The 14,401-nt window shown below is 74.9% G+C and carries 10 protein-coding genes and 1 pseudogene; 5 read left to right on the top strand and 6 right to left on the bottom strand.

What is annotated here, in order from left to right:
* Positions 1-457, top strand: a pseudogene (locus tag ACYVQV_RS00005) (hypothetical protein); the annotation flags it as partial.
* Here the strand turns inward: ACYVQV_RS00005 and ACYVQV_RS00010 are convergent.
* The 3 genes from ACYVQV_RS00010 to uxaC form a co-directional block, all read right to left on the bottom strand.
* Positions 385-1,950, bottom strand: coding sequence for a gluconokinase (locus ACYVQV_RS00010; RefSeq protein WP_461021203.1), 1,566 nt, complete (start codon positions 1,948-1,950; stop codon positions 385-387). The pseudogene ACYVQV_RS00005 and the gene ACYVQV_RS00010 sit on opposite strands and share 73 nt — an antisense overlap.
* A 71-nt stretch (positions 1,951-2,021) precedes the next feature.
* Positions 2,022-3,425, bottom strand: a complete 1,404-nt coding sequence (locus ACYVQV_RS00015) for a mannitol dehydrogenase family protein (RefSeq protein ID WP_461021204.1) — start codon at positions 3,423-3,425, stop codon at positions 2,022-2,024.
* Positions 3,422-4,840 (bottom strand): glucuronate isomerase, encoded by a 1,419-nt coding sequence (gene uxaC / locus ACYVQV_RS00020; protein WP_461021205.1) that lies wholly within the window; start codon positions 4,838-4,840, stop codon positions 3,422-3,424. Before uxaC ends, ACYVQV_RS00015 begins: the two co-directional genes overlap by 4 nt.
* 99 nt (positions 4,841-4,939) lie before the next feature.
* On the opposite strand from uxaC, the gene ACYVQV_RS00025 reads away from it, so the two are divergent.
* Complete coding sequence (locus tag ACYVQV_RS00025; RefSeq protein ID WP_461021206.1) at positions 4,940-6,238, top strand: lactate racemase domain-containing protein; 1,299 nt, start codon at positions 4,940-4,942, stop codon at positions 6,236-6,238.
* A 13-nt stretch (positions 6,239-6,251) separates the two neighbouring features.
* Here ACYVQV_RS00025 and ACYVQV_RS00030 read toward each other — a convergent pair whose 3' ends face one another.
* Positions 6,252-7,310 carry a LacI family DNA-binding transcriptional regulator gene (locus ACYVQV_RS00030; RefSeq protein ID WP_461021207.1) on the bottom strand — a complete coding sequence of 353 codons (1,059 nt, stop codon included), beginning with the start codon at positions 7,308-7,310 and terminating at the stop codon, positions 6,252-6,254.
* A gap of 80 nt (positions 7,311-7,390) precedes the next feature.
* Between ACYVQV_RS00030 and uidA the strand changes: the two genes are divergently transcribed.
* From uidA to gndA, 3 genes are all read left to right on the top strand, one after another.
* A complete protein-coding gene (uidA, locus tag ACYVQV_RS00035; RefSeq protein WP_461021208.1) occupies positions 7,391-9,208 on the top strand; it encodes a beta-glucuronidase in 1,818 nt (605 codons plus the stop codon).
* Positions 9,205-10,692 (top strand): glycoside-pentoside-hexuronide (GPH):cation symporter, encoded by a 1,488-nt coding sequence (locus tag ACYVQV_RS00040; protein ID WP_461021209.1) that lies wholly within the window; start codon positions 9,205-9,207, stop codon positions 10,690-10,692. The genes uidA and ACYVQV_RS00040 overlap by 4 nt, the downstream gene beginning before the upstream one ends.
* 62 nt (positions 10,693-10,754) lie before the next feature.
* Positions 10,755-12,152, top strand: coding sequence for an NADP-dependent phosphogluconate dehydrogenase (gndA, locus tag ACYVQV_RS00045; protein WP_461021490.1), 1,398 nt, complete (start codon positions 10,755-10,757; stop codon positions 12,150-12,152).
* An 87-nt stretch (positions 12,153-12,239) separates the two neighbouring features.
* Here the strand turns inward: gndA and ACYVQV_RS00050 are convergent, their stop codons facing one another.
* Complete coding sequence (locus ACYVQV_RS00050; protein WP_461021210.1) at positions 12,240-13,184, bottom strand: pseudouridine-5'-phosphate glycosidase; 945 nt, start codon at positions 13,182-13,184, stop codon at positions 12,240-12,242.
* A complete protein-coding gene (locus ACYVQV_RS00055; RefSeq protein ID WP_461021211.1) occupies positions 13,181-14,371 on the bottom strand; it encodes a PfkB family carbohydrate kinase in 1,191 nt (396 codons plus the stop codon). Before ACYVQV_RS00055 ends, ACYVQV_RS00050 begins: the two co-directional genes overlap by 4 nt.
* Between the last annotated feature and the right edge of the window lie 30 nt (positions 14,372-14,401).

A 14,401-nucleotide genomic window follows, 5' to 3' on the forward strand; every position in this document is an offset into this window, starting at 1 on the left:
CTTCTCGGGCCGGGACGCCGCCCTGGTCGACACCCGGGCGCTGCCGCAGACCGGGACGTACACGTTCGTCCTCGACCCGCAGGGGACGACGACGGGGCAGCTCTCGGTCGCGGTGTGGACCGTCCCGGACGACGCGCACGCCGGGTCCGTCGGCGTCGACGGTGTGCCGCTGACCGTCGCCGTCGACGCACCCGGCCAGGACGCCACCGCCACCGTGACGGCCACGGCCGGCCAGCGCGTCCAGATCGTCGTCAGCGGCAACACGTTCGGCACCAGCTACTCGACCGAGCCCCGGTGGTGGCTGCTGGCCCCCGACGGCTCCACGCTCGTCAGCGGCCGCGACAACGGCACGTCCACGGCCGTCACGCTTCCCGCGACCGGCGCCTACACGTTCCGGCTGGACCCGCAGGGGACGACGACCGGGGAGGTGCTCCTCACCGTCCGCGGCGCCGCCTGACCGCCGGCCACCGGGGCCAGGCCGGCCAGCAGCGCCGGCACCCGCTCGCGGACCCGCCGGTACACCAGCGCGTCACCCGGGTCGGGCAGCGTCACCCGCCCGTCCCCACCGTCGGGGCACAGGGCCTCGGCCCCGGCGGCCAGGGAGGTGACGTGCCCGAGGGCGAGCAGCCCGAGCGCGGCGGCCCCGAGGGCGGATCCCTCCGCGTCGCCGGTGTGCACGAGCGGTCGGTCGAACGTCGAGGCCAGTACCGACGACCACAGCGGGGAGCGCAGCGCACCGCCGGTGGCGCGGACCTCGCGCACCGGCTGCAACCGGTCGAGCGCGTCGACGACCGTGGACAGCTGCCCGGCGACACCCTCGACCGCGGCGCGGACGAGGTGCGCGCGGGTGTGCCCGCGCCGCAGCCCCAGGTAGGCGCCGGGCAGGTCCGGCTCCCACAGCGGCGCCCGTTCCGGCAGCAGGTACGGCAGCATCACCAGGCCCTCGCTGCCGGCGGGGACGGTCGCGGCCAGCTGCAGCACCCGCTCGTCGGGCTCGACACCGTCGTCCGAGGCGCCTACGAGGTCCGGTGCGAGCGCCTGCTGCGCCCACCGGACGACGATCCCGCCGTTGCTGACCGCCCCGCCGACGGTCCACGCGTCGTCCGTGACCGCGTAGCAGAACAGCGCCGGGTCCAGGTCCGCCGGCGGCGCCGGGACGACCATGCGCACGGCGCCGCTCGTCCCCAGCGACAGCCCGGCGGTCCCGGGGGCCAGGGCGCGGGTCCCGACGTTGCCGAGCGGCCCGTCACCGGCGCCGAGCACCACCGGCGTCCCGCGCCGCAGCCCCACCCGGGCCGCGACCGGGCCGTCCAGCCCGAGCGTCGCGGTCGTCGGCAGGACCGGGGGGAGCTGCTCGGCGTCCACCCCGGCCAGGTCGAGGGCGGCCGCGTGCCACGTGCGTGACCGCAGGTCCAGCAGCCCCGTCCCGGACGCCGACGACAGCTCGGTGACGAGTGTCCCGGTCAGCCGGTGCAGGACGACGTCCTTCAGGCCCGCCCACCACCGCACCCGCGCGCAGGTGGCCGGCTCCTGCTGGGCGAACCACAGCAGCTTCGCCAGCGGCGACATGGGGTGCAGGGGGGTGCCCGTGGACCGGTGCAGGGACGCGGCCTCGTCGGTGGTCCGCAACCACGCGGCCTCCTCCCGGGCCCGGCCGTCCGCCCACGTCACCAGCGGCGTGACGGGACGCAGGTCGGCGTCCAGGCCCACGAGGCCGTGCATCGCGGTGCTCACCGACACGGCCACCACGTCCGCTGACCCCGCCGCGGCCGCGCACCGGGCGAGGGCGTCCGTCGCGGCGGCGAGCACCGCCGCCGGGTCCTGCACCTGCCACCCCGGCTCCGGTTCCAGCAGCGGGTACTCGCGGACGGCGACGTGCCGCCACGGCGACCCTAGCCCGAACGCGACGCACTTGACCGCGGTCGTGCCGACGTCCAGGCCGATGACCACCCGCGCCGGTGGACGGCCCCCCGCGCCGTCCTCCCCGGACGCCCGGCCCTGACGCCCGCTCGCGTGCCCGGTCACGTCGCGGTGCCGTCGGCGAGGTCGCGCACGGTGTCCGCCACGGCGGTGACGAGCGCGTCGTCACCCGCCAGCTGCGGGTCGAGGGCGGCGAGCACCCGCCGGGCGGCGTCGCCGACGTCCCCGTCCGCGGCCTGCCGCAGCTCCTCGGCGCGCGGGTCGGTCACCGCGGACGCGTCGCCGCGCAGGTGCAGCACCCACGCGGCCAGCACCCGGACGGCGCCCGCGGGCAGGCGTCCGGACGCCCGCTCGGCGCGCAGCACGGGCAGGATCCGCACGGGGAGCTTCTGCGACCCGTCGGCGGCGACCTGGCCGAGCAGGTGCCGGATCCGGGGGTTGGCGAACCGGTCCAGCAGCGCCGCCCGGTAGGCGGCGAGCTCGGCGTCGGGGTGCGGCAGGTGCGGGCACGCCTCGTCCCACCACTGCTCGACCCACCTCCGGCAGACCGGGTCCTGCACGGCGTCGGCGACGGTGGTGTGCCCGCGGCCGGGGCCGGCGTAGGCGAGCAGGGAGTGCGCGCCGTTGAGCAGCCACAGCTTGCGCTGCTCGTAGGCGGTGACGTCGTCGGTGAACGTGGCGCCGGCGTCCTCCCAGCGGGGCCGGCCGGCGGGGAAGGACCCGGCGAGCACCCACTCGCTGAACGGCTCGGTGACGACGGGGACGGCGTCGTGGCGGCCGGTGCCCGCGGTGACCGTGTCCACGTCGTCGTCCGTGGTGCGGGGGGTGATCCGGTCGACGACCGTCGTGACGAACGAGACGTTCGCCTCGACCCACGCCGCGAGCGTCGGGTCGACCAGCGCGGCGAGGTCGCCCACGACCCGGGCGGCGACGGGGCCGTTGTGCATGAGGTTGTCGCACGGGACGACGGCCAGCGGGCCGGCGCCGGCGGCGCGGCGGGCGAGGAACCCGGCGACGAGACGCCCGGGCGCGGTGGTGACGGGGGAGCGGGGGTCGGCGCGCAGCGCGTCGACGTCCGCGGTGACGTCGGGGTCGGTCGCGTCCAGGCCCGCCGGCGACCCGTCGTCAGCGCCGCCTTGCCGGTAGCCGCCCTGCCGGTACCCGGCCTCGGTGACGGTCACCGTGACGACGGCGACGGCCGGGTCGGCGAGGTAGCCGAGCCACGCGTCGTGGTCGTCGGCGGCGTGCGCCCGCACCACCGACCCGACGACGTCGAACCGGTCGCCGTCGGCGGCACGGGTGAGCAGGGTGTACGCGCCGCCCTGGGCGTCCAGGGCGTCGGCGAGCGCGCGGCTGCGGCCGGCGAACGCGGCGACGCCCCACTGGTCGGCGTCCGGGGCGTTCGCGGTGTACCAGACCTGGTGGGCGCGGAAGAAGCTGCCGAGGCCGAGGTGCACGATGCGGACCGGCGGTGCGGCGCCCTCGCGGCGCAGGGGCGCGCTCACAGCTTGAACGCCTCGGTCGGGCGACCCGTGACCAGGTCGACGGCGGTCTCGAGCGCCTCGTCCTCGTCGAGCCGGTGCTCGGTGACGAGCTGGGCGAGGAAGCCGGCGTCCAGGCGCCGGGACATGTCGTGGCGGGCCGGGATGGAGCAGAAGGCGCGGGTGTCGTCGACGAACCCGGACGTGCGGGTGAGCCCGGCGGACTCGGTGACCGCGGACCGCCACCGGCGCACCGCCTCCGGGGCGTCGAGGAACCACCACGGGGCGCCGACGTACACGGACGGGTAGAAGCCGGCGAGCGGCCCGAGCTCGCGGGAGAACACCGTCTCGTCGAGGGTGAACAGCACCAGGTGCAGGTTCGGGTGGGTGCCGTACCGCTCTAGCAGGGGGCGCAGCGCGTCGGTGAACTCCACCCGCAGCGGGATGTCGTGCCCGGTGTCCGGGCCGAACTGCGACCCGGTGGGGGAGTGGTGGCCGCGCCGGACCGCCGGGTGCAGGGTCATCACCAGGCCGTCGTCGCACGACATCCGCGCCATCTCCAGCAGCATGTGCCGGCGCAGCGCCACCGCCTCGGCCGCCGTCGCGCGACCGGCGAGCGCGGACGCGTAGACGCGCTCGGCCTCGGCCGGGTCGAGCGGGTCGGTCCGGACGTCCTCGTGGCTGTGGTCGGCGGACGTCGCGCCGTGGGCGACGAAGTGCGCGCGGCGGCGCTCCATCGCCTCGACCCACCCCGCGTAGGTGCCGGTGTCGGCGCCGGCGACGTCCCCGAGGCGGGCGACCAGCGCGGGCCAGTCGGCGCCGGCCGGCTCGAGGTAGCGGTCCGGCCGGAACGTCGGGACGACGCGCCCGGACCAGGTCGGGTCGGCGGCCAGGGCGGCGTGCGCGGACAGGTCGTCGCACGGGTCGTCGGTGGTGGCGAGGACGGCGATGCCGAACCGCTCGAACAGGGCTCGCGGCCGGTACTCGGGCTTGCCGAGCCGGTCGGCGACCTGGTCGTACACGGCGTCGGCGGTGTCGGCGGACGGCCGCACGGTCACCCCGAAGATGTCGGCGAGCTCGGACTCCAGCCAGTACCGCACCGGCGTCCCGCGGAAGACGTGCCAGTGGCTGCACAGCCGCCGCCACACCTCCCGCGCCTCGGCCTCGGGTAGCGGGCCGCGACCCACCCCGAGGTCCTGCAGCGGCACGCCGCTGGCGTGCAGCAGGCGGGTGACGTAGTGGTCGGGGGTGACGAGCAGGCTCGCCGGGTCGGCGAACGGGACGTCGTCCAGCAGGGTGCGGGGGTCGACGTGCCCGTGGGGGGAGATGATCGGCAGCGCCCGCACGGCCTCGTACAGCCGGCGGGCGACGTCGCGCGCCGCCGGGTCGGCCGGCAGCAGGCGGTCGGGGTGCAAGGCGAGGGGCGGGGCGCTGGTCATGCAGCCATGCTCCGAGCCGCACCCCGTGGCCGACAACCGGTTGCCACGGGTTGCCGCCGCTCCTTGCCGCGGCCCCCGGGCGGGGGCAGGGTGAACCGCATGAGCGACACCGTGGTGCCAACGCCCGAGACCACCGCGCCAGCCCCTCCGGCGGCCGTCGTCGGCGGCCCGGGGGTCGTCCTCGACGACGACGAGGTGCGCCGGTTCGTCACCGAGCAGCTCGCCGCCGCCGACCTCGACGGCCGGAGCCTGTGCGTGCTCGTCCCCGACGCGACCCGCAGCTGCCCGCTGCCGTTGCTGCTGGACGCCGTCCACGCCGCCGTCCACGGCCGGGTCACCCGGCTGACGGTGCTGGTCGCGCTCGGCACGCACGCCGCGATGCACCCGCCGGAGCTCGCGCGTCACCTCGGCTACCCCGAGGGGGAGCTGGAGTCGCGCTACCCGGGCACCACCGTCCTGAACCACGAGTGGTGGGACCAGGCCGCGTTCGCCGACCTCGGGCACATCGGCGCCGACCGGGTCGCCGAGCTGTCCGGCGGTCTGCTGCGCGAGGGGGTCGACGTCCGGCTCAACCGGGCCGTCGTCGAGCACGACGTCGCCCTCGTCGTCGGGCCGGTGTTCCCGCACGAGGTCGTCGGGTTCTCCGGCGGCAACAAGTACTTCTTCCCCGGGGTGGCGGGCCAGGAGGTCATCGACCTGTCCCACTGGCTCGGTGCGCTCATCACCAGCGCCGACATCATCGGCACGAAGGGCACGACCCCGGTGCGCGCGCTCATCGACGAGGCCGCGTCGCTCATCCCGTCGCAGACCCTCGCGCTGTGCGTCGTCGTCGAGTCCGGGGCCAGCACCCTGCACGCCGCGGCGTTCGGCGACCCGCGCGCCGCGTGGGCGGCCGCCGCCGACGTCTCCGCCGAGACGCACGTGCGCTACCTCGACGCCCCCGTCCGCCGGGTCGTGTCGCTCATCCCCGAGAAGTACGACGACATCTGGACGGCGGCCAAGGGGTTCTACAAGCTCGAACCGGTCGTCGCCGACGGCGGGCAGGTGATCCTGTACGCCCCGCACGTGCGGCAGATCGCCGCCATGCACCCCGAGATCGACGAGATCGGCTACCACTGCCGCGACTTCTTCACCAAGCAGTGGGACCGGTACAAGCACCTGCACTGGGGCGTCCTGGCGCACTCCACCCACCTGCGCGGCGCGGGCACGTGGGACCCCGAGGAGGGGGAGCGGCTGCGGGTCACGGTCACGCTCGCGACGTCCGTGCCGGAGAGCACGGTGCGCGGCGCGAACCTGGACTACGTGCACCCGGACGACGTCGACCTCGCCGCGTACGAGGCCGACCCGGACACCCTCGTCGTCCCGCAGGCCGGTGAGGTGCTCTACCGGCTGCGCTGAGCCCGGCCGCTGGTCACCGCGGACGCCGACGCGCCCTGGGCCGGGCTGGACGCGGTGCGGGTCCGGTCGACTCGCGGATCACCAGCCGGGCGGGCAGCACCGTCGGTGCGCCCGTGCGCGGCGGGACGCCGTCCAGCTGCGCCGCCAGGTGCGTCAGGGCCTCCGAGCCCAGCGCCAGCAACGGCGCGGCGACGGTGGTCAGCGCCGGGGTGCAGAAGTCCGAGCCGAAGATGTTGTCGAAGCCGACGACGCTGACCTCGTCCGGGACGCCGACCCCCGCCTGGGCCAGGCCACGCAGCACGCCGATCGCGAGCAGGTCGTTGTACGCCAGGACGGCGGTGGGCCGCTGGCGCGCCAGCGCGTCGACGGCCGCCACCCCGCCGGACACCGTCGGCGTGGTCGGGCCGACCCGGACGGCGCGCAGGTCGAGCTCCAGCGTGGCCTCCTGCACGGCACGCCACCGGGCGCCGTCCGCCCACGACGCCTCCGGCCCCGCCAGGTACGTGACCGTGGTGTGGCCGAGCTCGCCGAGGTGCTCGACCGCCCGCCGCACCCCCCGGGCGTTGTCGGTGACGACGCTGGCGACCCCGGCGACGGGCCGGTTGCACACCACCACCGGCACCTGCTGGGCGGTGGCGCGGATCGCCGCGTCCGACATCCGCGACCCGGCCAGCAGCAGCCCGTCCACCAGCGGCAGCGCCCGGTCGATCCCCGAGCGCTCGGTGCGGGCGGACTCCTGCGCGTCGGTGAGCAGCACCGTCAGGTCCCGCTCCGCCGCGGCGGCCTCGACCCCGCGGACGACCGGGAAGTACACGGGGTTCGTCACGTCCGACACCACCACGCCGACCATCCGGGTGCGGCCCGTGGTCACCGCACGCGCCAACGGGTTCGTGCGATACCCGAGCCTCTGCGCCGCCTCGTGGATCCGCGCCGCCGTCCCCGGGTTCACGCGCCCGGGCCGGGAGAACGCCCGCGACACCGTGGACGCGGCGACCCCGCACTCGCGGGCCACGTCGTAGATGGTCACCGGGCGCGCCGACCGCCCACCGTCGCCACCCTGGCTCCCCGCCACCGGCACCACCTCGACCCGACCGTAGGCACCCCCGGCAACCGGTGGCAACCGCTTGCCGTGCGCGGGCGCCACGGCCGTCAATGGAGGAACGCCAGCGACCGACCCAGGAGGTCACCGTGCTCCGTCCGAAGGACACCGCAACCCGCGACCGCAAGAGCCTCGACGGCATCTGGTCGTTCCGGCTCGACGCCGACGGCGCCGGCCGCTGTGACGGCTGGGCCGCCGCCCCTCTCACCGGCACCCGCGACGTGCCCGTCCCCGCCAGCTACAACGACGTCCTCGTCGACGCCGGCGCCCGCGACCACATCGGCGACGCCTGGTACGAGACGACCGTCCGCGTCCCGCGCGGCTGGGCCGGGCAGCGCGTCGTGCTGCGGTTCGACGCCGCGACGCACCGCGCCGTCGTCTGGGTGGACGGCGAGCAGGTCGCCGAGCACGAGGGCGGCTACACCCCGTTCGAGGCCGACGTCACCCACCTCGCCGAGCCGGGCGCCGTCCTGCGCGTCACCGCCGTGGTCGACAACCGCCTGACGTGGCAGTCGATCCCGCCGGGCGTCGTCGAGGACACCCCGACCGGCCAGCAGCAGATCTACTGGCACGACTTCTTCAACTACGCGGGCCTGCACCGCTCCGTGTGGCTGTACGTCACCCCGCGCACCCACGTCAGCGACGTCACCGTCGTCACCGGCCGCGACGGGTCCACCGGCACCGTCGACTACCGCGTCGAGACCGCCGGGGACGCCGGCGCGTCCGTCCGCGTCGTCCTGCACGACGCCGAGGGCACCGAGGTCGCCCGCGCCGACGGCGCGACCGGCGTCCTGCGCGTCGAGGACGCCCACCTGTGGCAGCCCGGCGAGGGGTACCTGTACGAGCTGACCGCCGAGGTCGTCGACGGCGACGAGGTCGTCGACTCCTACCCGGTGCACGTCGGCATCCGCACCGTCGAGGTCGACGGCACCCGGTTCCTCATCAACGGCGAGCCGTTCTACTTCACCGGCTTCGGCAAGCACGAGGACCTGCCCGTCAAGGGCAAGGGGCACGACGACGCCTGGCTCGTGCACGACATCGAGCTGATGGACTGGATCGGCGCGAACTCGTTCCGCACCTCCCACTACCCGTACGCCGAGGAGGTCCTCGACTACGCCGACCGCCACGGCATCGTCGTCATCGACGAGACCGCAGCGGTCGGGCTGAACATGGGCCTCGGTGGCGGCATCTTCGGCGGCCAGGGGTACGTCACGTACTCCCCGGAGACCGCGAACGACGCGACCCGCGAGGTGCACGCCCAGGCGATCCGCGAGCTCGTCGCCCGCGACAAGAACCACCCGTCCGTCGTGCTGTGGTCTATCGCGAACGAGCCGGAGTCCGACACCGACGGCGCCCGCGAGTACTTCGAGCCGCTGTTCGACCTGACCCGCGAGCTCGACCCGACCCGGCCCGTCGGCTTCGTCAACGTCATGCTCGCCCCGCACGGCACGTGCCAGGTCAGCCAGTTCGCCGACGTCCTCATGCTCAACCGGTACTACGGCTGGTACGTCAACACCGGCGACCTCGCCGGCGCCGAGAAGGCCTGGCAGGACGAGCTCGAGGCGTGGGCCGGTGACGGCAAGCCGATCATCATCACCGAGTACGGCGCCGACACCCTGACCGGGCTGCACGCGATCGAGTCGCAGCCGTGGACCGAGGAGTACCAGGTCGACTACCTGGAGATGAACCACCGCGTGTTCGACCGCGTCGACGCCGTCGTCGGCGAGCACGTGTGGAACTTCGCCGACTTCGCCACGAAGTCCGGCGTCATGCGCGTGGACGGCAACAAGAAGGGCGCCTTCACCCGCGACCGCAAGCCCAAGTCCGCGGCGTTCGCGCTGCGCCGCCGCTGGAAGAAGGCCTCTCGATGAGCTTCGCCGTGACCTCACCGCCCACCCGCCCGCCCGCACCCCCGACCGCCCCCGGAGCCCCCGTGAACGCGACCGCCACCGCACCGGCAGCGCAGTCTCCGGTCACGCGGCCGCTGAGCCGCCGCAACTACCTGGCGTACGCGGCCGGGGACGCCGCGAACAACCTGTCGTTCTTCATGGCGTCGATGTTCCTGACGCTGTACTACACCAACGTCGTCGGCATCGAGGGCGCCGTCATCGGCACGATGTTCCTCGTCGTCCGGTTCGCCGACGCCGTCACCGACCTGTTCGTCGGCCGCGTCGTCGACGCCAAGCGACCCGGTCGGCTCGGCAAGTTCCGCCCGTTCATCCTCGTGTTCTCCCTGCCGCTGCTGCTGTCCAGCATGGCGATCTACTCGGCGAAGTCGTTCTTCCCCGACATCTCCGGGACCGCGGCCGTCGTCTACATGTACGTCACGTACCTGCTGATGGGCTCGGTCTTCTACACGCTGGTCAACATCCCGTTCGGCTCGATGGCCCCGGCGATGACCCAGCAGCCCGTCGAGCGCGGCAAGCTCGCCACCTACCGGATGTACGGCGCGGCGCTGGCCATCCTCGCGGTCGCGTTCGTCGTCGCCCCCCAGATCCGCGGCAACGCCGGGGACCCCGAGGCGCTGCAGCGCTCGCTGTTCGTCACCACCGGCGCGTTCGTCGTCGTCGGCATGGCCCTGTACCTGTTCACCGTCTCCGGCACCAAGGAGCAGGTCGCCCGCCCGGTCGCGAAGGTCTCCCTGCGCGACAGCATGCGCACCCTGCGCAGCAACACCCCGCTGCTGTGGCTGTCCGCCGGATCCGTGCTCTTCCTCACCGGCTTCACCGGCCTGAGCACGCTGGGGACGTACGTGGCGATCTACGTCCAGCAGGACGCGCAGTTCATCGCCTGGAACACCCTCGCGCAGACCGTCTCCCTGTTCGCGGTGGGCCCCGTCATCCCGACGGTGGTGCGCACCATCGGCAAGCGCGCCGGCTACCTGCTGTTCGGGGGCGTCACCCTCGTCGGAGCGGCCCTGCTGGCGTTCGCGCCGTTGTCGAGCACCCCGGCGCTCGGGCTGGTCGCGTTCTTCCTCAGCGGGCTGGGCATCTACGGCGTCAACACCCTGATGTGGGCGCTCGAGGCCGACACCGTCGAGTACGGCCAGTGGCGCACCGGGCACCGCACGGAGGGCACCACCTACGCGGTGTTCTCGTTCACCCGCAAGATGGGTCAGGCGCTCGGTGGGTTCGTCGGGGGGCTGGCCCTGACCTGGGCCGGTTTCAGCGCCGACCGCGCCTCCAGCGGCCAGGACCAGGCCGCCGGGGTCGCCGAGAGCATCCAGCTGTGGGCCGGTGGCATCCTCGGGGTGTTCGGCATCCTGTCGCTGGCCGTGATGGCCTTCTACCCGCTGACGGAGAGCCGGTTCCGGCAGATCACCGCCGACATCGCGGCGAAGGGAGCGGACCGGTGAGTGCGCAGACGATCGAGCCGCAGGAGGCGCGCGCGGACGTCGGCGTCGTCGGCCTCGCGGTGATGGGAGCCAACCTCGCCCGCAACCTCGCCCGGCACGGCCACCGCGTCGCCGTCCACAATCGCACCACCGCCCGGCTGGACGAGCTGGTGCGCGTGCACGGCGCCGAGGGGACCTTCGTCGCCGCCCCGGACCTGGCGGCGCTCGTGGCCAGCCTCGACCGGCCGCGGCGGATCATCATCATGGTCAAGGCCGGTGCGGCCACCGACGCGACCATCGACGCGCTCGTCCCGCTCCTCGAGCCCGGCGACGTGGTCGTGGACGGCGGCAACGCCCACTTCGAGGACACCCGCCGGCGCGAGGCGGCCCTGCGCGAGGTCGGCCTGCACTTCGTCGGTGCCGGGATCTCCGGCGGCGAGGAGGGCGCCCTGCTCGGGCCGAGCATCATGCCCGGCGGATCGCCGGAGTCCTACGCCGCGCTCGGCCCGTTGCTGGAGAGCATCGCCGCGACCGTCGACGGCGACCCGTGCTGCGCGTACATCGGCCCCGACGGCGCCGGGCACTTCGTGAAGATGGTGCACAACGGCATCGAGTACGCCGACATGCAGCTCATCGCCGAGGCGTACGACCTGCTGCGCGCCGCCGGGCTCGAGCCGGCCCGGATCGCCGAGGTGTTCCGCGAGTGGAACACCGGCGACCTGGACTCCTTCCTCGTCGAGATCACCGCCGAGGTCCTCGACCAGGTCGACGCCGCCACGGGCCGCCCGCTCGTCGACGTCGTCCTGGACGCCGCGGAGCAGAAGGGCACCGGCCGCTGGACGGTGCAGACCGCCCTGGAGGTGGGGTCGCCCGTCGACACCATCGCCGCGGCCGTGTTCGCGCGCTCCGCGTCCGGGCACCAGCGGCTGCGGGCCGTCTCCGGCGGGCTGCCCGGTCCCGAGCCGGTGCTGGACGTCGGCGCCCCGGACGACGTCGTCGCGCTCCTGGCCGACGTCCGGGACGCGCTGTGGGCGTCCAAGGTCGTCGCGTACGCGCAGGGCCTGGACATGATCGCGTCCGCCAGCGAGGCGTACGGCTGGGACGTCGACCTCGAGGCCGTCGCCCGGATCTGGCGCGCCGGGTGCATCATCCGCGCCCGGCTGCTGGAGCGGATCCGGCAGGTCTACTCCGCCGACGCGCCGACCACCCTGCTGACCGACCCCGAGGTCGCGGCCGACCTGGGTCGCGCCCAGGACGGGTGGCGGCGGGTCGTCGCCCTGGCCACGACGCACGGGGTCCCCGTCCCGGGCTTCTCCTCGGCCCTGGCCGCCTACGACACCGTGCGGCGCGAGCGGCTGCCCGCGGCGCTGGTGCAGGGGCTGCGCGACCTGTTCGGCGCGCACACCTACCGCCGCGTCGACCGGGACGGCGTGTTCCACACCCTGTGGTCCGGTGACCGCACCGAGGTGCAGGTCGGCTGACCGACGCCACACGCGCGAGGGCGCCGAGCGGGACCACCGCTCGGCGCCCTCGCGCGTCCGGGGAGCCGGTGCCGGCTCGCCGGTTCGTCAGCCGCTGCGTCGAGCCGCGTACGCCACCGCCACGTCGGCGCCCAGCAGCGCGTTGTCGCGCACCAGGGCGATGTTCGCGGCCAGGCTCGCCCCGCCGGTGATCTCCACGATCCGGCCGAGCAGGAAGGGCGTCGCGTCCTTGCCGTGCACGCCCTCGGCGTCCAGGTCGGCCAGCGCCCGGTCGATGATGGCGGCGATCTCGTCCGCCGGGATCTCGTCGTCCGTGGGGATGGGGTTGACGACCGACAGGCCGCTGCCGATCCCCAGGTCCCACGTCGCCTGCATGACGGCGGCGACCTCGTCGGCGGTGTCCACGCGCAGCGGCGCGGCGTGCCCGCTGCGGCGGGAGAAGAACGCGGGGAACTCGTCGGTGCGGTACGCGAGGACGGGGACGCGCAGCGTCTCCAGCACCTCCAGCGTCAGCCCGATGTCGAGGATGCTCTTCACGCCAGCGGACACCACGGCCACGGGGGTGGTCGACAGCTCGGTGAGGTCGGCGCTGACGTCGAACGTGCGCTGCGCGCCGCGGTGCACGCCGCCGAGGCCACCGGTGACGAACACCGGAACGCCGGCGAGCGCCGCCAGCCGCATGGTCGCGGCCACGGTCGTCGCCCCGTGGATGCCGCGCGCCATCGTGTACGGCAGCTCGCGGACGCTGACCTTCATCACGTCCGGGCTCGAGCCGAGCAGCTCGAGGTCGTCGTCGGCGAGGCCGACCCGGGGGACGCCGTCGAGGACGGCGACGGTCGCCGGGACGGCGCCGCGGGAGCGGACGACCTGCTCGACGGCGCGGGCGGTCTCGACGTTCTGCGGGTAGGGCATCCCGTGGCTGATGATCGTGCTCTCCAGCGCGACGACGGGTGCGCCGGTGCGCAGCGCGTCGGCCACCTCGTCGGTCAGGCGCAGCGCGGGGTGCGGGGTGGTGGGCGTGGGCGGGTTCATGGTGCTCCGACGGGTCGGGGTTGGGACTTCGGGCTCGTGCCGTCGCCGGTGGCGACGACGTGCGCAGCGGGCTGGTGCCGGGCGAGCTCGGCGCGCAGCAGCCGCGGGGTCAGGTCCGGCCGCACGGTCTGCGGGCTGGCGATGGTCAGCGCGGCGGCGGCGTGCCCGAGCCGCGCGGCGTCCACGGGGCTCTCGCCCTCCAGCAGTGCGTGGCAGAACGCGCTCAGCATCGCGTCCCCGGCGCCGGTGACGTCCTCGACCGCGGTCGGCAGCGCCGGCAGGTCCGTGCGCGTCGTCGTCCCGCCGGTCGCCTCGCTCAGCAGGGACCCGCGGTCGCCGAGGCGCACCCACACCAGCGCGACGCCGCGCGCGTGCAGGGCGTCCGCGGCGGCCAGGAGCTGCCGTCGGGTGCGCGTCGGCTGGCCGGTCAGGGCCTCGAGCTCGTCCCGGTTCGGGGTCACCGCGTGCAGGGGGCGCTCGGGGGTGACGTGCGGTGCCAGCGCGGCCGCCTTCGGGGCGCTCACCGGCTCCAGCACGACGCGGACGCCGGCGGCGTGGGCCAGGTCCAGCGCGCGGTCGAGGACGGCGGGGGAGACGTTGCCGTCGACCACGAGCAGGGACGCGCGGGCCAGGTCCGCCTGCGCCGCGGTCAGGTGCTCGGGCCGCAGGTCGGCGGTCGCGGCCATGTCCGACACCGCGGCGTGCAGCTCGCCGCGGTCGTCGAGGACGGCGACGTAGCTGCCGGTGGGCCGGTCGGTGCGGTGGACGTGCTCCACCCTGACGCCGGCCGCGATCGTCTGCGCCAGCACGGTCTCGCCCGCCGCGTCCCGGCCGACCGAGCTGACCAGGAGGGTCGTCGTGCCGAGCCGGGCGAGGTTCTCGGCGACGTTGCGTCCGACCCCGCCCGGGGCCATGGAGGCTCGACCGGGGTTGCTCGTGCCCTGCCGCAGCGGTGCCGTCGTCCGCGCCTTGACGTCGAGGTTCGACCCGCCGACGACGACGACCGTGGCTCCCTCGGCGAGCACGTACCCACGGCCGAGGACGGCTCCCTTGCGCGTCAGGTTCGACAGGTGCACGTTGACCGCCGCCCTCGTCGTGCCGAGCCGCTCGGCGATCGCCTCGGACCCGATCAGCGGGTCCTGGCGCAGCAGGGCGAGGACCTGCTGCTCGCGTTCGGTGAGGTGCACCTCACCAGGATAAGGCACGCTTCAGTGGAG

The organism is Thalassiella azotivora (genome assembly GCF_054781695.1).

Coding starts and splice junctions, on each gene's coding strand:
- uxaC (WP_461021205.1), bottom strand. CDS start 4,840: ATGACCAGCGCCCCGCCCCTCGCCTTGCACCCCGACCGCCTGCTGCCG.
- ACYVQV_RS00025 (WP_461021206.1), top strand. CDS start 4,940: ATGAGCGACACCGTGGTGCCAACGCCCGAGACCACCGCGCCAGCCCCT.
- uidA (WP_461021208.1), top strand. CDS start 7,391: ATGGAGGAACGCCAGCGACCGACCCAGGAGGTCACCGTGCTCCGTCCG.
- ACYVQV_RS00040 (WP_461021209.1), top strand. CDS start 9,205: ATGAGCTTCGCCGTGACCTCACCGCCCACCCGCCCGCCCGCACCCCCG.
- gndA (WP_461021490.1), top strand. CDS start 10,755: ATGGGAGCCAACCTCGCCCGCAACCTCGCCCGGCACGGCCACCGCGTC.
- ACYVQV_RS00050 (WP_461021210.1), bottom strand. CDS start 13,184: ATGAACCCGCCCACGCCCACCACCCCGCACCCCGCGCTGCGCCTGACC.